The 20045-nt window shown below is 59.8% G+C and carries 27 protein-coding genes; 23 read left to right on the top strand and 4 right to left on the bottom strand.

The window, feature by feature from the left end; translation table 11 throughout:
- Nucleotides 1-454: 454 nt before the first annotated feature.
- Complete coding sequence (locus tag ACVOLL_RS18180; RefSeq protein WP_481514162.1) at nt 455-760, top strand: hypothetical protein; 306 nt, start codon at nt 455-457, stop codon at nt 758-760.
- Between the two features lie 789 nt (nt 761-1549).
- On the opposite strand, the gene ACVOLL_RS18185 is transcribed toward ACVOLL_RS18180, so the two are convergent.
- The gene (locus ACVOLL_RS18185; RefSeq protein WP_481514163.1) at nt 1550-2557 is read right to left on the bottom strand and encodes an IS110 family RNA-guided transposase; all 1008 of its coding nucleotides are present in this window, start codon (nt 2555-2557) and stop codon (nt 1550-1552) included.
- 1072 nt (nt 2558-3629) lie between these two features.
- Between ACVOLL_RS18185 and ACVOLL_RS18190 the strand changes: the two genes are divergently transcribed.
- From ACVOLL_RS18190 to ACVOLL_RS18280, 19 genes are all read left to right on the top strand, one after another.
- Nucleotides 3630-4097, top strand: a complete 468-nt coding sequence (locus tag ACVOLL_RS18190; RefSeq protein WP_481514164.1) for a hypothetical protein — start codon at nt 3630-3632, stop codon at nt 4095-4097.
- A gap of 63 nt (nt 4098-4160) precedes the next feature.
- A complete protein-coding gene (locus ACVOLL_RS18195) occupies nt 4161-4427 on the top strand; it encodes a CPCC family cysteine-rich protein (RefSeq protein WP_481514165.1) in 267 nt (88 codons plus the stop codon).
- A gap of 131 nt (nt 4428-4558) precedes the next feature.
- A complete protein-coding gene (locus ACVOLL_RS18200; protein WP_481514166.1) occupies nt 4559-5149 on the top strand; it encodes a hypothetical protein in 591 nt (196 codons plus the stop codon).
- Nucleotides 5150-5275: 126 nt separating this feature from the next.
- Nucleotides 5276-5728 (top strand): hypothetical protein, encoded by a 453-nt coding sequence (locus ACVOLL_RS18205; protein WP_481514167.1) that lies wholly within the window; start codon nt 5276-5278, stop codon nt 5726-5728.
- A 75-nt stretch (nt 5729-5803) separates the two neighbouring features.
- Entirely contained in the window at nt 5804-6073 is a 270-nt protein-coding gene (locus ACVOLL_RS18210; protein ID WP_481514168.1) for a hypothetical protein, read from the top strand.
- A gap of 131 nt (nt 6074-6204) precedes the next feature.
- A complete protein-coding gene (locus ACVOLL_RS18215; RefSeq protein WP_481514169.1) occupies nt 6205-6537 on the top strand; it encodes a hypothetical protein in 333 nt (110 codons plus the stop codon).
- A 143-nt stretch (nt 6538-6680) separates the two neighbouring features.
- Nucleotides 6681-7112: a hypothetical protein gene (locus tag ACVOLL_RS18220; RefSeq protein WP_481514170.1), complete on the top strand. Its 432-nt coding sequence runs from the start codon at nt 6681-6683 to the stop codon at nt 7110-7112.
- A gap of 423 nt (nt 7113-7535) precedes the next feature.
- A complete protein-coding gene (locus ACVOLL_RS18225; protein WP_481514171.1) occupies nt 7536-8114 on the top strand; it encodes a dihydrofolate reductase family protein in 579 nt (192 codons plus the stop codon).
- 193 nt (nt 8115-8307) lie between these two features.
- On the top strand, nt 8308-8496 hold the full coding sequence (locus tag ACVOLL_RS18230; protein WP_481514172.1) for a hypothetical protein: 189 nt from the start codon (nt 8308-8310) through the stop codon (nt 8494-8496).
- A gap of 78 nt (nt 8497-8574) precedes the next feature.
- Nucleotides 8575-9102: a demethoxyubiquinone hydroxylase family protein gene (locus tag ACVOLL_RS18235; protein WP_481514173.1), complete on the top strand. Its 528-nt coding sequence runs from the start codon at nt 8575-8577 to the stop codon at nt 9100-9102.
- Nucleotides 9103-9165: 63 nt separating this feature from the next.
- Nucleotides 9166-9675, top strand: a complete 510-nt coding sequence (locus ACVOLL_RS18240; protein ID WP_481514174.1) for a hypothetical protein — start codon at nt 9166-9168, stop codon at nt 9673-9675.
- Nucleotides 9676-9722: 47 nt separating this feature from the next.
- A complete protein-coding gene (locus tag ACVOLL_RS18245) occupies nt 9723-10022 on the top strand; it encodes a hypothetical protein (RefSeq protein WP_481514175.1) in 300 nt (99 codons plus the stop codon).
- A 71-nt stretch (nt 10023-10093) separates the two neighbouring features.
- Complete coding sequence (locus ACVOLL_RS18250; RefSeq protein WP_481514176.1) at nt 10094-10525, top strand: T6SS immunity protein Tdi1 domain-containing protein; 432 nt, start codon at nt 10094-10096, stop codon at nt 10523-10525.
- A 64-nt stretch (nt 10526-10589) separates the two neighbouring features.
- Nucleotides 10590-10913, top strand: coding sequence for a hypothetical protein (locus ACVOLL_RS18255; RefSeq protein WP_481514177.1), 324 nt, complete (start codon nt 10590-10592; stop codon nt 10911-10913).
- Nucleotides 10910-11383, top strand: a complete 474-nt coding sequence (locus tag ACVOLL_RS18260) for a hypothetical protein (protein ID WP_481514178.1) — start codon at nt 10910-10912, stop codon at nt 11381-11383. The genes ACVOLL_RS18255 and ACVOLL_RS18260 overlap by 4 nt, the downstream gene beginning before the upstream one ends.
- Nucleotides 11384-11423: 40 nt before the next feature.
- The gene (locus ACVOLL_RS18265; protein WP_481514179.1) at nt 11424-11828 is read left to right on the top strand and encodes a hypothetical protein; all 405 of its coding nucleotides are present in this window, start codon (nt 11424-11426) and stop codon (nt 11826-11828) included.
- A complete protein-coding gene (locus ACVOLL_RS18270) occupies nt 11821-12486 on the top strand; it encodes a hypothetical protein (protein ID WP_481514180.1) in 666 nt (221 codons plus the stop codon). The genes ACVOLL_RS18265 and ACVOLL_RS18270 overlap by 8 nt, the downstream gene beginning before the upstream one ends.
- 354 nt (nt 12487-12840) lie before the next feature.
- Nucleotides 12841-13221, top strand: coding sequence for a VOC family protein (locus ACVOLL_RS18275; RefSeq protein ID WP_481514181.1), 381 nt, complete (start codon nt 12841-12843; stop codon nt 13219-13221).
- A 428-nt stretch (nt 13222-13649) separates the two neighbouring features.
- On the top strand, nt 13650-14000 hold the full coding sequence (locus ACVOLL_RS18280) for a hypothetical protein (protein WP_481514182.1): 351 nt from the start codon (nt 13650-13652) through the stop codon (nt 13998-14000).
- 241 nt (nt 14001-14241) lie between these two features.
- On the opposite strand, the gene ACVOLL_RS18285 is transcribed toward ACVOLL_RS18280, so the two are convergent.
- Nucleotides 14242-14781, bottom strand: coding sequence for a pseudouridine synthase (locus ACVOLL_RS18285; RefSeq protein ID WP_481514197.1), 540 nt, complete (start codon nt 14779-14781; stop codon nt 14242-14244).
- A 149-nt stretch (nt 14782-14930) separates the two neighbouring features.
- On the bottom strand, nt 14931-15788 hold the full coding sequence (locus ACVOLL_RS18290) for a class I SAM-dependent methyltransferase (RefSeq protein ID WP_481514183.1): 858 nt from the start codon (nt 15786-15788) through the stop codon (nt 14931-14933).
- A gap of 180 nt (nt 15789-15968) precedes the next feature.
- On the opposite strand from ACVOLL_RS18290, the gene ACVOLL_RS18295 reads away from it, so the two are divergent.
- On the top strand, nt 15969-16925 hold the full coding sequence (locus ACVOLL_RS18295; RefSeq protein WP_481514184.1) for an aldo/keto reductase: 957 nt from the start codon (nt 15969-15971) through the stop codon (nt 16923-16925).
- Between the two features lie 78 nt (nt 16926-17003).
- Nucleotides 17004-17291 carry a hypothetical protein gene (locus tag ACVOLL_RS18300; protein ID WP_481509538.1) on the top strand — a complete coding sequence of 96 codons (288 nt, stop codon included), beginning with the start codon at nt 17004-17006 and terminating at the stop codon, nt 17289-17291.
- Between the two features lie 481 nt (nt 17292-17772).
- Here the strand turns inward: ACVOLL_RS18300 and ACVOLL_RS18305 are convergent, their stop codons facing one another.
- Nucleotides 17773-18678 carry a LysR substrate-binding domain-containing protein gene (locus ACVOLL_RS18305; RefSeq protein ID WP_481514185.1) on the bottom strand — a complete coding sequence of 302 codons (906 nt, stop codon included), beginning with the start codon at nt 18676-18678 and terminating at the stop codon, nt 17773-17775.
- Between the two features lie 121 nt (nt 18679-18799).
- Here ACVOLL_RS18305 and ACVOLL_RS18310 point away from each other — a divergent pair, with 121 nt between their 5' ends.
- On the top strand, nt 18800-20014 hold the full coding sequence (locus ACVOLL_RS18310) for an MFS transporter (protein ID WP_481514186.1): 1215 nt from the start codon (nt 18800-18802) through the stop codon (nt 20012-20014).
- Nucleotides 20015-20045 lie beyond the last annotated feature (31 nt).

Here is a 20045-nt window from a genome sequence, read left to right on the forward strand (position 1 = left end):
CGCACTCCCTGGGGCTAGAACCTCAGCAAATTCTGATGGTGCAAAATGGGGCCTAACAGTTCATTCAAGCCGAACCCGCTTCGCGGGTCGGCTTAATTCCAGAGTTAGGCGGCGGTGTTCTGAGTTGGCTGGCCCTTCTTCTTTCGGCAGCAACATCGGCAAATCACTGGTCGGCTCCGGGTAACGGTTCCAGTTGTTCCTGGCATCTGCAAGCTCGCCATTTCGTCTTACGCTTCACCGCCCTGCCGCAATCAATTCATCACACTTCGGCAGCAACGCTCGGCAAGGTTTCCGGGGCAAGCCCCATCCCGCAAGCTGTGGCATGATCGGCTCGCGTTGGGTTGTACAAGCAGGGCAGCATTGGTCCGGGGGGTGGTAAGTGGCCACAGCCGCCTAACAGTTCATTCAAGCCGAACTCGCTGCGCGAGTCGGCTTAATTCCAGAGTTAGGCCCCATGTCCAACGATCACGCGATTAAAATCAAAGCTACTGGTCCACGGCCGGCGTACTACTTGATCGCTGAACATCTGTGGGGCGCTGGCTGCAACATTGATTCGGATGGCGACTCACGCACCCCGGAATCCCGCGACTGGACAGAGCTGTCGCTTTCACTTCGTGGTGCACCTGGGCAGCAACTGGACATCGATCCCGTCGCTACGGAGCCATTGGTTCTGGTGGTTCGCTCCCCTCACGCAGATATTTGTCGCAAGGCAGCGGAGTTCATAGTTTCTTTCTCGGGCGGCACAGTTGATGGTGCCTAACAATTCATTCAAGCCGAACCCGCTTCGCGGGTCGGCTTAATTCCAGAGTTAGGCCTAATATGCCGACATCGCGCACGGGATCGAAACTAGGGATGCGCAGGCTAGCTGCGCTCTGCGTTGGAATCGTTGCGTTCCTTCTAGCAGTCGCTGGAGTAGTAATATCCGTCATCGCTTACCAGCGCGCTGTCACTCCATACAACAGCGAGGGAAACTACTTTGACGGCATTGTCACGTATCACGATGGCGCGCAATTCGCGTATGGCGTAGGCGGATTCCTCGTGCTTACAGTTGCGGTCTGCGTGGCCTGGTTGGCGTATCGCTTATCGAGGCCTAACAGTTCCGTAAGGAAACCCCTGTCCGTAAGGAAACCCCTGTCAACTTCAAGCAACAGTGCTCCTGCCTCTCGCGCTTAGGCTCTAGCGATATTCGTTGTGTTGCTGTTGCTTACTTCATGTTGCGTGCCGCGTATGTCGGCATGAGCAGGTTCAACAGTTGCCAGACTGCATTTCCGTAAACGGTCTTGTTGGACGCTATGACTCACGCCCGGACCAAGGTAAAAACCGCACCCGGAGGCCTCTTTCATTCATCGGCCTTGCCGATGCTGCGGGGATCAACCGCTGCACCTGATGGCGCCAAATAGTTAGCCACGCTCTCTCCAGGTCGGTCTGACCTGTTGCTACTTTGCTCGCGCTGACGGTGAATCAAAATCAATCATTCATTCGATGCCTTCGGCCAACGCACCTGCCGTTGCACCATCGGATGCTTCAACCATGCTTCGACGTCGTAGCGCTAGCCATGTGCCAGCATCGCCCACAGCTGTCGCGCGTGCTTGTTGGCAATGGCAACCAGCAGCTTGCCGAACGGCAGTCGTCGTTCGAGGGCGTGGATCCAGCGTTGCTCCGGCGTCGCCTTCTCCCAGGCCACCGCCTTGGCCCGCTGTAGTCTGCTTCGAGCCCCTTGGATCAACAGGGTTCGCAAATAGCCATCACCACGGCAACTGATGCGACCGAGTCGCGAACGGCCACCGCTGGAATGCTGCATCGGCACCAGACCCAGCCACGCGGCGAACTGCCGGCCATTCTTAAAGTCCTGTGCTGAGCCGATCGTCGCCACCACGGCATCCGCTGTGATCGGGCCAACCCCGATGATGGCCTGGAGCCGCATGCAAGCTTCATCGGCCTTGGCCTGCAACTGGATACGGAGATCACACTGCGCGATGCGTTCGCGCAGCTGCTGCCAGTGTGCGTCGACGTCGTGCAACAGCTCCAACAACGAAGACGGGATGGGCAATGAATCCAGATCAGCGAGCGCACGGCGAAGCGCAGCCTCGCTCTGCGCCACGACCACGCCGACCTCGGTCAGCAGCCCACGCACCCGGTTGCTGGTGGCCAGTGCTTCGGCTTTGTAGCCCTCGCGCACCCGATGCCATGACAGTCGAACCTGCTGATCGACGCTCTTGATCGGGACGAAGCGCATATTGCCCTGACGGGCAGCGGTCGCAATCGCTTCGGCATCGTTGCGGTCGTTCTTGGCCGTGCGGCTCTTGCGGAATGGGGCGACGAACTGGGCGGCTATCAGTCGCGGCTGCAGGCCATAGTCCTGGCAGCGGCGCGCCCAGTGATGGGCGCCGCTGCAGGCCTCCATCGCCACCACCGTACCCTCCGGAACGCTGGGTAGCCACTGGATGAATGCCTCCCGGCGAAGCTCCCGCCGTTCTTGAATACGTCCTGCCGCGTCAGCCGCACATACCGAGAACACCTGTTTTGCCAAGTCCACACCAATGGTTATAGTGCGCATTGGAAACTCCTCGTCCAGACATACCGATGGTGAGAGCCATCATGGTCCTTCAAGACCGAGCGGTTATCCGCAGGGATGGGGAGTTTCCTTTTTACTCATTCAAGCCGACACCGCTTCGCGGCGCGGCCTAATTCCAGATCTAGACATGTATGAAGATTCGCAGTGGTCCGCCCAAGAAATGGAAGATTGCAGCGGCTGAGTCGGCCCTGGCCAATGGAGACGCTGCAACAGCTTTGTCGCACCTCGCAAGAAGTTGTTTCGGTGCGGCTTACGACACTGGGTATCTGGAGCTCTTAGGCCGTGCACTCGCCATGGATGGGCAGACCGAGAATGCAGGACGGTTCTTTTTTGTTTCCGGCGCCAGAAATCCGGAGTATCTAGCTGCGATAGAGCTATTTCTTCATCGTCATCACAGCCCAGTTAGTCACTACCGACTTTTGTCGCAACTTCCCATGCGCATGCGCTCGATCAGTCATATAGATCACTTCCCATCCGCCGTCTCAAATGAACTCAGGCTGCTCGGATGGCCTGACTGCATCGCAAGGCCAGTGATAGATGCCTAGCATTTCACTGAAGGCGGCACCGCTTCGCGGCCCGGCCCAACTCCGGAGCTAAGCCACTCGACATGCCCATTTACCTCCTCAGATTCTTCTTCGACCCCGGTAGTGGCACCTGCCTCTGGTCGGGAAATGACGCCACCAAGGATAAGTGGGGGTGCTGTGTCGATGCACACCTTCTCCCATTGCCGGAGAATACATGGCGTTTCGCCCACCACCTGTGCAGTTGGTATGACACAAGCATTGACTGGACGTATCCGCCTGCCCCATCGCCATGGGAGGCCGCGGAGCGGGACCGATTCAATGTCGCGGCGCAGCGATTCCTGGAGATGCTGCGTGTTCAACTTGGCCCCGACTTCGAAGTGGTTGATCGCTCATCTACTTCGGTCGCAGCCTGATGGCAAATCCAAGCTGGCCCTGCTTCGCGGCGACCTGATTACGGTGTTCCAGGCGGTAGATGGTTCGCTCTACACTATTGGTCATTGTTCTCTTTCCCTTCCTCTTTTGGAGCTGACATGCCGCCTGAAGTACAAAAGCTGCAAGACGCCATAGAGTCCATTCCCGGAATTACCGATGCGAGAATTGGCAAGGCGGATCTGAGTGGCATTCCGGAAAGTGATTTCAGCCTTCTTCCCTACGCGGACCTTCCTCTCGGCTCGCTACGGCGTACCAAGGGTGGATTGGCTAGCGAGGTTGTTGTATCGGCAAATTTTGGTATCACGCGAGACAGCAAAGGCCTCAATGCGCTTGAGTTCATCTCCTGGTGGGTGCACGACGCAGCGCGTGGTAGCGAACCGATGCAGATCAGGAGTCTCGCTCTTCCGCCGATCGGAGATCAGTTTGGCACAACGCTTCGGTTCACCATCGACTACTTCCATGCTGATCCGGAGGAAGACGTCGGCAAGCTGCTCTCCAGGATCGGGAAGCTTGCTGACGATCTCAACAGCTCAAAGCGCTCGTACCCCGACGCAGTTGCCCCCTGAAAGGCGATTCAAGCCGACGCCGCTATGCGGCGCGGTGCAGTTCCAGAGTCGGAGTTCACCCTGATGGAAGCTCTTGTTCGGTGCGATTGCTGTGACTACTTCAGCATCCCGGGCGGCCAAGACTACGAGATTTGTCCGATCTGCTTCTGGGAGCAAGATGCCTTTGGCGTTTCAGATCCCGATGCATCTTCGGGCGCAAATCATGGACTCTCACTTCATGAAGGGCGCGAGAACTTCATCGCGCTAGGCGCTTGCGCTGCCAGATTCACAAATAACGTTATTCCTGTATCTGCACGTAGGGCATATCATCATGCGGCGCGCCTCATCTAGCTCCGACAGCCATTCAAGTCCGACCTGCTCCGCGAGTGGAAAGTTCATACCCACTGGTTCCGGATCGCAGCCGCGCCGGTCACTCCATTCGCAGCCACTGCGCGGAAGAACTCGGCTGCGGAGTACGCCCCATGGATGAGATCAACCGCCGTCTGGATCGTTCGTCCATCAACGCACTGAGGTCCCTGCTTGGCTTCAGGATCCAGACGCTATTGAGTGACAGCGCCGACATCACGTTCGGCAGCTCCGCCATCGAAGTCATGTCCGTGTCAGTACAGCTTGGCCTGAGAAATTTCCTCATCCTTCAAAGCGCCTGTGGAGATACGCCAAAGGAATGGTTGAACTACCATTGTCTTAGCGCACGATTGTCCGAAGCACCGCGTTGCATCACGTACAAATCGAATCCACAAGCGAACGAGACCAGCTACTGCAAAGACCATCTAAATTTCTATCTCGGAGCAGCGGCCTCCGTTGCGAGCATCGATGTCCTGGAAGCCCGCGAGGTAGGTGATATGGAGTCGGTCACCTACGATGCAGGCGTTCTGATAACACGCGTAGATGGCCTGAGGTTCTGCATCGTCCGTGCAGAATCCAACATTGGGGCCTTGCGTATTGTCCATGACCCGCGTGAGCTCGAGGAAGTGACGGATGGCTTGCGCGTGAGGATACGATTTGAAGCCGACGATTCAGTCAAGCCGGCGGTGCTTCACAGCGCGACCTGATTCTGGCCTTTTACTTCTCACGACCCGCATGGAAGACAAGCGCGCCGCCTGATCATGCACTCAAGCTACGGCCGTTTCGTGGCTCACCCCAACTCAGCCTTCCCCCCAGACCACGCGAACAAGACCATGCAGAACTTCATACCGTGGTTCCCGATCGAGCGCGTGCCGGTCTTTCTGGCAGGAGTATTTGTCGTTCAGCATTTGGCCGGTGCGATGACCCTTATCTGCGATGGCGACTTTGAAGAGGGCAAGCTGCTGGTGCTCCGCTTCGAGCGGTTTGATGCCGTCAGCATTCATGAGGAATTCGCTCATCCGTGGTCTGGTGAGTCAGGAGCTCGAGCGCTCCCGAAGTCGCCAGGAGCTTCGTGGACGTTTCCATTTCTGAAAGTTGAGAATTCACTGTGGGCAGCAAGCTCCGTGCAGGCGATCACCTTCGCTGATACCCCGCACCACTACTGCATAATTTCCGGCAGTGATATCGTGGATGTGCTTTCCCTCGAACCCCCGCACGTGATGTGGGCCACCGCTGCGGAGGCAAGCTTCGTCATGGACGCGATAGGAAGCCTTGGCGCAGCCTGAGAGTTCCTCCGAGCAGGCCACCACTTCGTGGCTGCGGCTCAGCGATTGCCTCATGCCCCAAGGAACGACACTTGAATGGCCATCACTCAGGAACAGATACTCGCCTTCGCTGTCCATGAGATCCGGCTTCTGCTCGCCCATCATCTCGGCTCTGGAGAAAGCCTGGATCCGGCGGTCAAGGACGCTGCCCATCTGTCATATGCTCTACACAACCACGCCGCCACCGTCCTCGATGGCGGCAGGTTTGATCCGCTGCAAGCCACGCGGGCCCTGGCCGCAGTGGATCAGATGCTGGCAAGCAACTTTGAGGCCAGGCTTGCTCAGGCTGTACGTGATGAGGCGTGACAGTACGCTCACGTTCACGTCGCTGCGCGGCACTGAGTGATTCGAGGCTATGCTTACGTCCATCAACTCACTACGCACAGTCGGCGTCGCCGTCGACTGATTTGCAGGCAAAGCGGCTAAGGAAGGTCGTCATGATGTTCATGATTGGACAAGGGGAGCGAATCGTCCCACTTGGTTCTCCAGAGCAGAGATACTGCCCAGGATGTGACCAGACAACAGATTTCCAGACTCAACTCAGATACAGATTCGGTGAGTTTGATTTGCTTTTTGGCTTTGTTTACGCCAAACGCTACCAACTTGCCTGCACCCGCTGCAATCGCGGCTGGGTCTTGGACAGGAAATCCGCTGAGCGGACGTTCGGCAAAGCTCCAATCCCATTTCGCCTACGCTTCGGTTTCATTATTTTTTCCGCTGCGATTGCAACGTTGGGGGCGGCAGCTTACGCCATCAACAGCATTGCATAGCTGCTCGGTGGAATCTGCATCTATCGATGCGCAGGCGTGCTCTTTTGCAAGCAGTGCCGTCCGCTGTCCCGCTTGCCCTCCCTTGAGAACTATTTCAACCTGGCGCTGCTTTACGGAGCAGGATTAATAAGGACATAACAGCGATGACAAAGAAGCACGAAATCGCTCTCGGCACCAGCATCGTTGGCTGGCTTTGGCTGCTCACGGCCCTGGTCATAATGGTGATACTGCTGAAAGCGGGTTCTGGCTCAAAGCCAGCCCAGTTGGTGCATGCCACCTTTGTCTTTCTGACAGGCGTCGCGGGAATCGCCGCAGGCATCGCCGCCGGACTTCGCTATCGATGGGGCGCGCGCGTACTACTTTTCCTATCCTGGATCGGCGTGCTCTATTTTGCCGGATGGGGTTTGGCAGGGTTGTTCATCTCGGCCCTATCCCGCGCCCATCCGCTTGTCGGCATCCTTTCCATGATCGTCATGGGCTTGCCGGCATACCTGTTTGCAGGGTTTGTGGTTTCGCTCAGTCTAGGGCTTCAATCGAGCGCACGGTCTGGCGACCGTCCAACCAGCCCGGGCTGAAGTTCTCATGATGGCAGCCACCATGGTGGTTGCCCAGACCGGGCAGGTTTGGGTGCATTGCCGGAGCCATGTGATCTTGCAACGATTGATCTTGCAACGGTTGGACGACCAGCGCTGACGCAGCTTCGCGTAGCAGCACAACTCAGCACCCAGGCGACACATCACACCCACTGCATCGGTCCAAGCGCTTCCAGAAAAAACCGCCTGCCAAGCGAAGCGCAGCTCTCAGCGGCTCGGCCAGTCCGCCTGCTCATGAAGGAGTTGGTTGCGGCCGCACCGAAGTGGTCAAGTGCGATGGTGTCAGCGGCAATCAGCGATTGCTACCTACCCAAAGCGCACCGCACAGTGGCAATCCACCATGGATGCTAGGCTGCGCGTGGATACTCCAATGCAGTGGCAACGATCTCAACTGGAGAAGTGCTGATGGGAAGACTGATCATCAACGTTGCTGTTACCGTCAATGGCGCCTTCGAGGCTCCGGCACCAGCGCCCGATGGCTGGCTCATGCTGGATGCCGACAGCCAGCAGGCCTCGCTCGAGATGTGGCAGGCGGCCGACGCAATGGTGCTTGGGCGCAAGACATACGAAGGTCTGGCCGCCGCATGGCCGCGGCTCGCAGCTGTTCCCGGCTACGAGGCTTACGCGCAACGAATGAACAGCATGCCCAAGTACGTCGCATCACGGACCTTGAGCGGGCCGCTGGATTGGAACGCAGCGCTGCTCGGAGACGATCTGGTAGCGGGCATCGCAGACCTCAAGGCCAAGCATGGCGGCAACCTTGTCGTATCGGGTGCCGGCGAACTGGCACGCAGCCTTGTCACCCATAAGCTGGTCGATGAGTTCTGGTTCACAGTGAGTCCGTATCTGTGGCCAACCGGCTCCAGGATTTTCGACGCGCTTGGCGCCATCCCGTTGGTTCTTGTTGGCACCAGAACCTTCGCAGGCGGCATCGTGCAACTCTGCTACCGGCCAGGCAATGCGGATTCACTCAGCAACGGGTGAATCCGTGGCGTGGTCGAACCAGTAGCTGTCGCGGCTGCGGGGTGGCGGGGAGGGTATCGATACGGACCGCCGGCCGGTTGGAAATTCACTCGTCGCCGCTTGTACGCGGTGCGACTCCATCGAGGTGCAACACATCATGGATAGTGTGTTTCTCCTTCATCATGTCCACGTTTTCGAGCCCGGGTCGGATGACGTGAAGCTCACTGGCGTCTACCGCTCACGTGCGGCTGCCACCATGGCGGTAAACAGGCTCAGGACTCAGCCAGGCTTTGCCGACAATCCGCACATCAGTGATGACGACAGCGGCCGCGAAGCGGGCTTCCACATCAGTGAGTACGAGCTGGGTTCGGACCACTGGACGGATCGCTTTGTCACCGTATGATGGCCACTGAATCACTCAAGCCGGGTACAGCTCACGAGTTGGCCTGACTCCGGCACTTGCGGTCTGCCGGGAGCTTTTGTGCGACGCGTTTGCAATGACATCGGCAATCGGATCATCAAGGTCAATCACGCCGGTGAGCATGGCGCAGTGAACATCTACGCCGGCCAGATCTTCATGGCCCGACTCACTGCGCCGGCAATGGTCGCGCAGCTGGCTGAGTTCCGCTCCCACGAGCAAGGACACCGGACAATCTTCGCTGCTGAACTTCAGCGACGCGGCGCCCGGCGTTGCCGAAGCTATTGGCTCTGCGGTGCGGGAGGCTTTGCATTGGGTGTGTTGACCGGCCTGCTGGGTCCTGCTGCCATAGCCGCCACCACCGCAGCCGTTGAAGCGGTGGTGCTCGCGCACCTCGAACAGCAGCTGTCCGTGCTTGAAGGCAGGGACCCGTCAGCCATCGCGGCTATCTCGTCCATTGTCGCGGAGGAGCAGCAGCATCATGATCAATCACTTGGTCACATCGGGCCTGGCGTCTTCTGGCCCAGGTTGCTCACCCCGATAGTGTCTGCGTCGACTGAAGTCGTCATATGGGCGGGCATGCGATTGTGAGTGGGTCCGCTGCGTTTCGACGACACGTCCTTATGACGACCCGCCACTTCGGATGCCGCTGGCATGGATGAGCTCCACGAAGAACTGAATTGCCTCGCCATGGCGTTCTGGTGCGGAGTCGGCAATCCCGGTGAGCTGTCACGCTGGGCGGACGCTGTCGTACTGGCTACGGATGAGTTTCATCCCCTCATATGGGAACTGTATCCACCTCCCGCGCCGAAACTGGCCGAGGGTCTCCTGCTGAAGATGGCCGCAGACCTCAATGGCTTCCGGCCAGCATCCGTTGAGGCAGAACCTGTAGCTGCGCAGGTTCTAAGCCGATCATTGAACGCCTTCACAGCCAGGGACATATCCGTCCAGGCATTGTGCAGATTGGTTGACCGACTCGATATCCTGTTCAACGTGGAAATGGCCAACGTCCCGCGGCCACAACGGGTAGTCGCCGACGACCAAGGGTGGCTTGGGGATCTCTACAACTGCTGTGATTGGTGCGATGACAGCTGGACACACGAGACCTCTGCGCACTTGCACGATGAGGCGGTGCGCTTATCGCGCTTGCTGGGCAGCAAGTAGTCACAGCCTGCCGGGGCGCGCCGTTCGCTTTTGTCCCGGCGGACACCATGGAACCGGTAGAGCGGCAACTGGACACATGGCTGGATCAGATTCTCGACATCGATCCGATGCGGTTCGAGAACGCATATCAAGGAATGCGGCCCGATCCTGCCATGGCAGTCCCGCGCTTGCTGGTATTGCTACAGAGCACGCAGGAACCGCTTGGCGGTGGAAAAATTCTGGTGCTTCTCGGCGAGTCGGGTGATCACTCAATCATCCCGACCTGCATGCACGCGAATGGGCCAGATATGCGCTGTCAGCCTTGGATCAGAAGATACCTTGGCAGCGTTGGTAAGCACCAACGATAATTGCCCGACAGTGCATTCGGGTCGAACCCGCTGCAAGGCCCCGCCCAGCGTCAACAGAAGGAACTCAGGAAGTGATCGCTATCGTCCAACAGGCGTGGGGCTGGACCGGCCTGGATGCTGAGCAGATCGTCGGGGAGAACGAGTTCGGCAACCTGATGATCAAGGACCGGAACGGATGCTACTGGCGCCTTTGCCCCGAGGATCTGTACTGCGGAGCTGTCGCCGGAACCCGCGAAGCGCTTGATCAACTGTCGCGCGATGCTGAGTTCATTGAGGACTGGCAGATGCAGGGCCTGGTTGAAGAGGCGCGGGAGCGCCTTGGCGCGTTGTCACCAGGTTTCAAGTACTGCCTCAAGATCCCCGGCGTACTTGGCGGCGAGTACGGTGGTGACAATCTCGCCATGATGTCGTTGGCTGAGCTCATTGCCGCCTCCGGCCACCTCGCGCAGGAAATTTCGGGCCTGGAAGATGGCACCCGCCTCAAGATCACTGCTGCGGACTAGCATTCAACGCATTCGCAGAGCCAACCGGCAATAGGTAGGCTCGGTTCACGACCAGGTGCATGACATGAATCAAAGCGAGTTGGTATCGAAGCTGAGCAGACCCCTCTCCGAACTGGAGCCCACGGTTTCGCCGAAGGATGTGATCATCGCCGCCTTGACGTGGCCCAGCCAGGGCTGGATTGTGGAAGCGCTGGAGTGGCTTGACCAAGGGGTGTTGATCGATGATGAGATCGCACGCTCCCTTGAATGGGTTGCCGGGAGAAAGCGCTATCTACAGAGCACACGGCATAGGGCATTCGCCTTGGCCAAAAGGTGGCGCCGAGCACAAGCACGCGAACAACCCTTCGCACCTCAATCCAAGCAGAACACTGCCCAGAAGATGTCATGAACAAGATATCCGCCCGCATGCACAGGTCACGCCATGCGCGTGCACCCCATCCCGTACTGTTCGTTGATGAAGCCCCGTTGGATAAATGGATAAAGGGAGTCGTCTTTGACGCCGATGGTGTGGACAGCACGGAAGGTCTCGTCCCGGCACAAGGGTGGTTGCTGGACGAGGGCGACGACGAGAACGCATGGAAGCTCCTGAGCCCAGCAGAAGATCGTTCTTCAACGATAGTCCCCATGCTGGTCTGTCCTGACGATATGGACATGAGCTGCACCGTGGCTGTTGTTGAGCAGATAGCTGATGGCCAGAGCATCTCCTGGGTGAGGACTGGCCGCGCGCTCGATGTTATCAACGGCATCGTCACCTCCGTTGCATGGATAGCGCCAAGCCAGGCTGCGGTCTTCAGCAGGGAAGAATTTGACAACGCGGTCACCGAGCTCAGACGGCTTACAGACGAGGTTTGGCAGTGAGCACGCAAACGCATCGGCAAGCCGCCCCGGGTCTTCAGCCATGAAAGTAAGCCTGCAAGACCTGCCCGAATCGATCTGTACTACCGAGTCGACCTCCATCACCCGTGTCGTACACGACATGAAAACGTGCACGATCTTCCTCGTATCACATCCCTCCGGACATCAAATAGAGATTTCCTTCGCGGGTGTGATTGGGGTGAAGATTCTTGACGAACGTGATTTCTCGATGTTTTGGCGTGCCAATACCGAGCCATATGAGGAACTCGATGGGGCGCTGGTCTCCCAGGTGCAATCGGGAGGATGGCGCCAGGAAGGGGAGATATCAGGCTCGTACGTCCCAACAGGTTTCTATGGCGAAGTATTTGAATACTTTGTCAGCGGTCACTATGAGTGCGTCAACGTTCTTTGCACGGAGCCACCAAGATTTGAGGTGCAGCATGCGTAAACGCTCAAACCCATCACTTCTTTCCCGCGCGGTCCGGCTCCTGCACCGACTGATGCCCAACCGGGGAAATTCTCAGCGACTGGAGCTGAAGCCGCAGCCCATGCTCGCAGACATGCGACGTGATCTGGTCAATGAGCGCGTCAACTGGGTGGCGGCGGCAGTCGCCGACCGCGATGAATTCCGCAGCCGTGCAAGCATCGCAGCCAAAAATCTCGGGCCGAACACAATCGACCATCTGGCAACGCTGTTCCATGCTGAGCAATCCCCACCTGCCGAGTTTGCTACCCAGTTCCAAGGGCTTGGTGCCTGGATGACAGCACGGCAGTTCGCCATCTTCGAGATTTTCTACAATTTCGGAGGCACCTCCATCCCCACCCTGCAGCGCGTTGCATACGGCGATTACGACTGGACACAAGGAAATGCAATCGAGATCCTGTGCCGGCTGGCTGCTGACGACATGCAACGTGAGCAGATAATTGCCAGCCTTGTCGAACACCTGCCGGCGATGCGCGAAGAGGCCCACTACCATGCGCTAGGCCCTTTGCTCAGCTACTCAAAGTCAAACCAAGCGTTGAACGACGTGTTGTTGCAACTACTCAGCGTTCCCGAGTTCAAGCAGAGTCATGACGACCTCATCGCCTCGCAGAGCGCAAGCTGATGAGCACTACGCTTGCAGCTCCTCCCCAACCGCGCAGGTTGCGCCTTTTGATGGAGCGGTTATTGTGTGGCAACGGTACATTCGCCTCGATTGACGCTTCCATGCTTCCGGACTGGTACTCATGAGATACCTGCACGTTCTTGCACTCGTGTTGTTTGCAGCTGCACTCTGCCTTTACGTCACTTCGTCGACGATGAGCAGCCTGGTACTGAGCGGAATTGGGCTCTTTATCGAAACAGTTGCGTGGGTCATCTCCTGGAGGGCCAGGGACGCCCAAGCTGCCAATCCGCGCAACCCAGTGATCAATCCGCTCAAGCAGGCCCATCGTCCATTCTTCGATCCAGGAGACTCGGCATGAAGCGCGTAACCGGCATTGGCGGCATCTTCTTCAAATCGATTGATCCCAAAGCGCTCTCCCATTGGTATCGCGAACATCTGGGCCTGGACGTCAGTGACTGGGGCGGCGCAGTGTTCCAATGGGGCGGTGCTGACGGCACGGCGGGCGCAACAATCTGGAGTCCGTTCGCGGCCGATACCAGTTACATGGCACCGTCGAATGCGCCTTTCATGATCAATTTCCGGGTGGATGACCTGGATGCACTACTCATCGCACTGCACAACGAAGGTTGCAATGTCGTAGGTGAGCCGCAAAGCTCCGAGCAGGGAAAGTTCGGCTGGGTAATGGACCCGGAAGGCAACAAGATCGAGCTGTGGGAGCCACCTGCGGGGCAATAGGCTGCAGCAGCTCGGTGTAGCTCCTGCGCTGTCGATTCGCAGCATGGGTGCATCGCCTGCGCGCCCATCAGCATCCCCGTGCGCGGCCGAGCCCAGGTAGTTCCGCTGACGTTGATGCAGCAGAAACCGCTGACAAGATCAGCTCGATATCGGGAAAGCAGACCGTCCTTGCACAGGACGACACGGCGACAGCGTTGCTGTCACCCTGGGTGACGGCAACAATCCACTGCGATTCAACGCAGCATGCTTACATGCCCAGCCTATGCCACCTCATGCCCAGTGGTAACAAGGCGATCTGGAAAAACTCTCGTATCCTCTCGGCTCCAAAGGACAACGGCGCTCATCGCGGCATGCAAACCACGATGAGGTCGTCGGCACTGCTTTGAACCATGTATTCGCTTTAGCCTGGCAGGCCATAGGAGAGTTTCATGCATGACGGGCGCCGCCCCCGAAGAACCGGATGCGCCGACTTCTGCCACTTCGATACGCGACAGAAGTGCGAGGCGGCAGTGCGACGACGTGAGCTGACGACACTGCATCTGGTTCCCGAAGAGCTTGGCGGCAGCTTTGATGCAGAGAACATGGTGTTCGTCCCCCTATGGGTCGCTGAACAGAAACGCCGTATTGATACCGCCACCGTGCTACCGATGATGCGCGCAGGCAAGCTGAACCGTTATTCGGCAATGCCCATCTACCGCGGCAGAAGTTTCGTTCCCTCAGAGATCGCAATTCATGCACATGACCCGGCGGGTTTCGCAACCACCATCGACATCTGGTGAGCGATAATTGCAGACGTCGCCCACGGTAGACGTGAAAGCAACTAAACAAACGTGATCTCACGTCTGCTTCGCAAACAACCGAATTTGCGGCGGCGCTCTCGACAAGGATGTGGGAGTGTTGCCGCACCCGCTAGCGATCAACGAGCGTTCCACTCCGTGCTTGATGTAGAGCATGGAAGGCGCATCCGGCAGGTGACATCATCCACCCATTGACAGCGATGATCGTCCGCCGCCCCTCAGCTCAATCCACTTGTCGCCACTGCCCCGGCTGAAGTCCATCCAGCGCATACGGCCCCATCACCGCACGCACCAGCCGCAGCGTCGGCAAGCCAACCGCGGCAGTCATGCGCCGCACCTGACGGTTGCGACCTTCGCGCAGGGTGATTGCCAGCCAGCTGTCTGGCACGGTCTTGCGGAAACGCACGGGCGGGTCGCGCTCCCACAGCGCTGGTGCCGCTGGCATCAATTCAACACGCGCAGGCAGGGTTGGTCCATCGTTGAGCTGCACGCCGTTACCCAGCGCCTGCAGCTTCTCTTCGGTTGGCACGCCTTCAACCTGCACCCAATACGTTTTTGGCTGCTTGTGGCGTGGGTCAGTCAGACGATGGGCGAGGTTGCCATCATCGGTAAGCAGCAGCAGGCCTTCGCTGTCGTAATCCAGACGACCGGCCGCATATACATCCGGCGGCAAGCCGAAGCCGGCCAGGGTCGCGCGCGGCGGTTGGCTGCGGTCGGTGAACTGACACAGCACGTTGAACGGTTTATTGAAGGCGATAAGCATGTAATACGGGTATTCGGAAAGTAGATTGAAGATGCATTGCTGGCTGCGCACGACGACCTTCCGTCGCGCGCAGGGTTGAGGGCCGTGCGGCCAACAGCGTGGCCGCACATTGTCTCACCCTCCCCTCTCCAAGCCCTACTCCTGCGCAGTTACTGCTTCACGAAGCGCAGCGTCATGCGGTCACTTTCACCGATGGCCTTGTACTTGGCGGCATCTGCAGCATCGTGGCTGTTGGACGGCGGCAACGTCCACACGCCCTTGGGGTAGTCCTTGGTATCGCGCGGGTTGGCGTTGACCTCACTGCTGCCAGCCAGCTTGAAGCCGGCGGCTTCGGCCATGGCAATCACCTGCGCCTGGCCAACATAGCCGCTGCCGTCATCGGCCGGCACGTCAGCCTTGGCACGGTGCTCGACCACGCCCAAGGTGCCGCCTGGCTTGAGCACGTCAAAGAAGGCCTTGAACATGCCCTCGGCCTGGCCAGAGGAACGCCAGTTGTGGACATTGCGGAAGGTCAGCACCAGGTCCGCCGAGCCCGGTGCGCCAAGCACCGGGGCCGCCGGGTTGTAGGCCACCTCTGTGGCGCGATCGAACTGGGCCGGGGATGCGGCGAACTTCTTGCTCAGGCCGTCGCGCGAGCGCTGCTGGTAATCGCGACCGCCGCCGGCCGGCAACGCTGCCGGGTCAACAACGGCGGCAACGTACTTGCCGCCATCGCGCAGGTAGGGTGCGAGAATTTCGGAATACCAGCCACCGCCCGGTGTAATTTCGATGACCGTCTGCTTCGGCTGCAGGCCGAAGAAGGTCAAGGTCTGGGCCGGATGACGGTATTCGTCGCGCAGCACATTGGCCGGCGTGCGCCAGCTACCAGCAATGGCAGCCTGCAGCTGCGGCGATACCTGTGCGTCAGCGGTACTGGCAACGGCTTCATGGGCCAGCGCAGTGCTGGCAGACAGGGTGCTGGCAAGCGCCAGCAGACAGGCACACAACAGCGGGGCAGGCTTCTTCATGCGGAATTCCGTCGATTGAAACCGCGAGCCTAGCACGCGGCTGCAAGTGCAATGCAGCACGCAAATGTTCACATCTCGTTAGCGCGGAAACCGCACACGGAACGCTGTATTCACGACCTTGCCACGGAATTGGAACGCATGCCGTCTATGCTGTTGAACTGAACAACAAAGGAGCAACGCATGCCCCAGTCACGCGAACTTGGCCGCTCGGGTCTCCATGTCAGCCCCATCGCTTTTGGTGGCAACGTTTTCGGCTGGAGTGCCGATGAGAAAACATCCTTTGGCCTGCTTGATGCGTTCGTCGATGCCGGCTTCAACCTGATCGATACCGCCGATGTCTATCCGGCATGGGTGCCGGGCAACCGCGGAGGCGAGTCGGAGACCATCATCGGCCGCTGGCTGCAGCGCAGCGGCAAGCGCGACAAGGTGGTGATCGCCACCAAGGTTGCGAAGTGGGCGGAGCATCCGGGCCTGTCGGCTGACAACATCAATGAAGCGGTCGAGGATTCGCTGCGTCGCCTGCAGACCGATGTGATCGATCTGTATCAGGCGCATGAAGACGATGAGTCGGTGCCGCTGGAAGAAAGCCTGGGCGCGTTCGCGCGGCTGATCGAGGCGGGCAAGGTGCGCGCGATTGGCGCGTCCAACTACAGCGCCGAGCGCCTGCGTGATGCGCTCAAGGTGTCCGCCGACTATCACCTGCCGCGCTACGAAACCCTGCAGCCGGAATACAACCTCTACGACCGTAGTGGCTACGAGGCCGAGCTGGAACCGCTGGCGCGCGAACAGGGCATCGGCGTGATCAGTTATTACTCGCTGGCCAGTGGTTTTCTCAGCGGCAAGTACCGCAGCGCCGATGACGTAGGCAAGAGTGCCGCGCGCGGTGCGAAAGTGGCTGATCGCTACCTCAACCCGCGTGGCCTGCGCATTCTGCAGGCGCTGGATGACGTGGCCGCCAGCCACAAGGCGACGCCGGCACAGGTGGCGTTGGCATGGCTGATCGCACGCCCGGGCATCACTGCGCCCATCGTCAGTGCCACCAGCGTGCAGCAGCTGCAGGAAGTGCTGGCTGCAGCGCAGCTTGGTTTGAGCCCAGCGCAGGTCGCACAGTTGGATGCAGCCAGCGCTGAAAGCTGAATTGGGCGAGTTGCGCACCCCCTGCTCGCGTCGTAGCATCGGCCGAACAGGGGGTAGACCGCGAACGGAGTGCTACCCATGCAGACCGCACCTACAGCCCAGCGCAGCATCGATCGCCACGCCGAACTGACTTACTGGCGCGGCGTGCATGCCATCGGCCATCTTGGCCAACACGATTTCGACCACTACCAGCGCCTGCTGGAAATGGGCTACGACGTCTATCAGGCGTATCCACGCGCCAACGAAGAACAGCTCTACAAAGTACTGCAGGACAGCTACCACCGGCATAGCCCGGCGCTGGCGGTTTCCTGGGACGAGGCGCGCTGGCTGGTGCGCCATGCCTGGCATCATGCCCAGCAGCATTGAAGGTCTTTGTGGTCGGCTTTTGTAGGAGCGGCGCTGGGTTGCCTCGGGCCATGAGCCGCGAAGCTACTGCAGCGTCGGAAGCTGAAGAGCCTACCCCTCCCCAACCCTCCCCTTGGCTTCGCCAAAGGGAGGGAGCGAAAGCGTAGTGCCGAGCCATGCTCGGCAGGGGCTTTCCCGATGGCGACAAACGGCGCGCACGCCCGCACCCGACATCATCGGATCACACGCATGCCGGTGGTTTTGACGATGTCAGCTTCGCGGCTCACGCCGCTCCTACAAACGGCTGCTCCATCGCTTCGGCGATGAGCTTACCCCTCCCCAACCCTCCCCTTGGCTTCGCCAAAGGGAGGGGGCGAAAGCGTAGTGCCGAGCCATGCTCGGCAGAGGCTTTCCCGGTGGCAATAGGCGGCGCGCACCAACGCATCCGAAGTTCATCGGATCACATGCATGCCGGTAGTTTTGACGATGTCAGCTTCACCGCTTACGCCGCTCCCACAACCGGTGACGCCATTGCTTCGGCCAGGTAGTCGAGGAAGGAACTGATGCGCGCGGATACCGCGGTGTTGCGGTAGTACACGGCGTGGATCGGTTGGCGTGTATCCAGCGTGTGCTTCGGCAACACCTGCAACAGCTCGCCACGCGCTCGCGCGGCTTCGGTGAGGAAATCAGACAGGCAGACAATGCCCACGCCTTCCAGGGCCAGCCGGTGCAGGATCTCGCCGCTGGATACCGCCAATGCGGGGCGCACGTGCAGGCGCTCGCCGTCGTCACCCTGCAATGGCCAATGATTCAGCGAATCCGGTTCGTTGAAGCCCAGCAAGGTATGCACCTGCAACTGGGCAACGCTCTTCGGTGCGCCGTGCTGCTGCAGGTAGGCCGGGCTGGCCAGCACACGCAGGCGGCTGTGACCCAGGGGCCGTGCATGCAGGGTGGAGTCCGACAGTGGGCCAATGCGGATCGCCACATCGGTGCGTCGCTCCAGCAGGTCGATGTAGCGCTCGCTGCTGTTGAGCTCCAGCGCCACCTGTGGGTAGCGCGCGCGATAGCCTGCCACCAGCGGCGCGATCACATGCAGCATGAACGGCATCGCCGCATCCACCCGCAACCGCCCGGACGGCATGCCCCGGCGCGCGGCGATCTGCTCTTCGGCAGCATCCACCGAGGCGACGATGGCGCGGGCCTGGGCGAGGAAAGTCTCGCCTTCGTCGGTGAGCTGCAGGCGGCGGGTGGTGCGGGTCAGCAAGGTGGTGCCGAGCTTCTCTTCCAGCCGCCCCAGCGCCCGGCTCACGCCCGAGGTGGTCTGGCCCAGCTGCTCGGCTGCGGCGGTGATCGAGCCGGTGTCGATCACCGCGATGAAGGCCTGCATTTCGTCGAGGGTGGTTTTCATCGAGGCAGCCAGGTGGCGATGGAATATTGTTGACTTTAAATCAATAGTAATTGGTGGGAAACCGCATTTTTCGGCAAGAGTTCCGCGCTCACACTGCGCAGCCCTTTCCGAGGATTCGCCCATGTCACGCGGTATTCCCCTTGCCTTGCTGGCGCTGACGCTGGGTGCGTTCGCCATCGGCACCACCGAATTCGTCATCGTCGGCCTGATCCCCACCATTGCCGCCGACCTGCACGTCAGCCTGCCCTCGGCCGGCCTGCTGGTTTCCCTGTATGCGCTGGGCGTTGCCGTTGGCGCGCCAGTGCTGACCGCCTTGACCGGGCGGGTGCCGCGGAAAGCCCTGCTGGTTGCACTGATGCTGCTGTTCACCGTCGGCAACCTGATTGCGTGGATGGCACCGGGCTATGGCTCGTTGATCGTGGCGCGGGTACTGACCGGGCTGGCGCATGGCGTGTTCTTCTCGATCGGCTCGATCATTGCCACCTCGGTGGTGCCCAAGGACAAGGCCGCCAGTGCGATCGCGATCATGTTCACCGGGCTGACGGTGGCGCTGGTGACCGGCGTGCCGCTGGGCACCTTCATCGGCCAGCATCTGGGCTGGCGTGCGACCTTCCTGGCGGTGGCTGCGTTGGGCGTGATCGCCCTGCTCGGCAGCCTGCTGTTCGTGCCGCGCGACCTGCCGCGAAGCGCGCCGGCAACATTCGGCCAGCAGTTCGCGGTGCTCGCGCAGCCGCGGCTGTTGCTGGTCTATGCGATGACTGCATTGGGTTACGGCGGCACCTTTCTGTCCTTCACCTTCCTCGCCTCGATCCTGCAGGACGTCAGCGGCTTTTCGGCCAATGCAGTGAGCGCGGTGCTGCTGGTCTACGGCGTATCAGTGGCCATCGGCAATCTATGGGGTGGCCGCCTGGCTGACCGTCGTGGCCCAATTCCTGCGCTGACGTTGATCTTCGGCCTGCTCGCGCTGGTGTTGCTGGTGCTCACCTTCACCGCCTACAACCGTTGGTTGGTGCTGTTGACCGTGCTGGCGTTGGGCGCAGTGGCATTTGGCAATGTGCCGGGCCTGCAGGTGTATGTGGTCAAGCAGGCGCAGCGCTTCGTGCCGCAGGCAACCGATGTCGCCTCCGGCCTGAACATCGCCGCCTTCAACATCGGCATCGCGCTGGGTGCGTCGCTCGGCGGCCTGGTCGTCGATCACATCGGCCTGATGCATACGCCTTGGATTGGCGCGCTGGTGGTGCTGGGTGCGCTGGCACTGACCGTACTGAGCGGCCGGCTGGATCGCCGCGATGGATTGGATGTGCGCGCCAACGGCATTGCCGTCAGCGCGCATTGACGGAACACGCTGTTACTTCCCCTTGGGTTTT

The sequence above is a fragment of the Stenotrophomonas sp. STEN035 genome (genome assembly GCF_056759935.1).

Coding starts and splice junctions, on each gene's coding strand:
- ACVOLL_RS18180 (WP_481514162.1), top strand. CDS start 455: ATGTCCAACGATCACGCGATTAAAATCAAAGCTACTGGTCCACGGCCG.
- ACVOLL_RS18185 (WP_481514163.1), bottom strand. CDS start 2,557: ATGCGCACTATAACCATTGGTGTGGACTTGGCAAAACAGGTGTTCTCG.
- ACVOLL_RS18190 (WP_481514164.1), top strand. CDS start 3,630: ATGCCGCCTGAAGTACAAAAGCTGCAAGACGCCATAGAGTCCATTCCC.
- ACVOLL_RS18195 (WP_481514165.1), top strand. CDS start 4,161: ATGGAAGCTCTTGTTCGGTGCGATTGCTGTGACTACTTCAGCATCCCG.
- ACVOLL_RS18200 (WP_481514166.1), top strand. CDS start 4,559: ATGGATGAGATCAACCGCCGTCTGGATCGTTCGTCCATCAACGCACTG.
- ACVOLL_RS18205 (WP_481514167.1), top strand. CDS start 5,276: ATGCAGAACTTCATACCGTGGTTCCCGATCGAGCGCGTGCCGGTCTTT.
- ACVOLL_RS18210 (WP_481514168.1), top strand. CDS start 5,804: ATGGCCATCACTCAGGAACAGATACTCGCCTTCGCTGTCCATGAGATC.
- ACVOLL_RS18215 (WP_481514169.1), top strand. CDS start 6,205: ATGATGTTCATGATTGGACAAGGGGAGCGAATCGTCCCACTTGGTTCT.
- ACVOLL_RS18220 (WP_481514170.1), top strand. CDS start 6,681: ATGACAAAGAAGCACGAAATCGCTCTCGGCACCAGCATCGTTGGCTGG.
- ACVOLL_RS18225 (WP_481514171.1), top strand. CDS start 7,536: ATGGGAAGACTGATCATCAACGTTGCTGTTACCGTCAATGGCGCCTTC.
- ACVOLL_RS18240 (WP_481514174.1), top strand. CDS start 9,166: ATGGATGAGCTCCACGAAGAACTGAATTGCCTCGCCATGGCGTTCTGG.
- ACVOLL_RS18245 (WP_481514175.1), top strand. CDS start 9,723: ATGGAACCGGTAGAGCGGCAACTGGACACATGGCTGGATCAGATTCTC.
- ACVOLL_RS18255 (WP_481514177.1), top strand. CDS start 10,590: ATGAATCAAAGCGAGTTGGTATCGAAGCTGAGCAGACCCCTCTCCGAA.
- ACVOLL_RS18260 (WP_481514178.1), top strand. CDS start 10,910: ATGAACAAGATATCCGCCCGCATGCACAGGTCACGCCATGCGCGTGCA.
- ACVOLL_RS18265 (WP_481514179.1), top strand. CDS start 11,424: ATGAAAGTAAGCCTGCAAGACCTGCCCGAATCGATCTGTACTACCGAG.
- ACVOLL_RS18270 (WP_481514180.1), top strand. CDS start 11,821: ATGCGTAAACGCTCAAACCCATCACTTCTTTCCCGCGCGGTCCGGCTC.
- ACVOLL_RS18275 (WP_481514181.1), top strand. CDS start 12,841: ATGAAGCGCGTAACCGGCATTGGCGGCATCTTCTTCAAATCGATTGAT.
- ACVOLL_RS18280 (WP_481514182.1), top strand. CDS start 13,650: ATGCATGACGGGCGCCGCCCCCGAAGAACCGGATGCGCCGACTTCTGC.
- ACVOLL_RS18285 (WP_481514197.1), bottom strand. CDS start 14,781: ATGCTTATCGCCTTCAATAAACCGTTCAACGTGCTGTGTCAGTTCACC.
- ACVOLL_RS18290 (WP_481514183.1), bottom strand. CDS start 15,788: ATGAAGAAGCCTGCCCCGCTGTTGTGTGCCTGTCTGCTGGCGCTTGCC.
- ACVOLL_RS18295 (WP_481514184.1), top strand. CDS start 15,969: ATGCCCCAGTCACGCGAACTTGGCCGCTCGGGTCTCCATGTCAGCCCC.
- ACVOLL_RS18300 (WP_481509538.1), top strand. CDS start 17,004: ATGCAGACCGCACCTACAGCCCAGCGCAGCATCGATCGCCACGCCGAA.
- ACVOLL_RS18305 (WP_481514185.1), bottom strand. CDS start 18,678: ATGAAAACCACCCTCGACGAAATGCAGGCCTTCATCGCGGTGATCGAC.
- ACVOLL_RS18310 (WP_481514186.1), top strand. CDS start 18,800: ATGTCACGCGGTATTCCCCTTGCCTTGCTGGCGCTGACGCTGGGTGCG.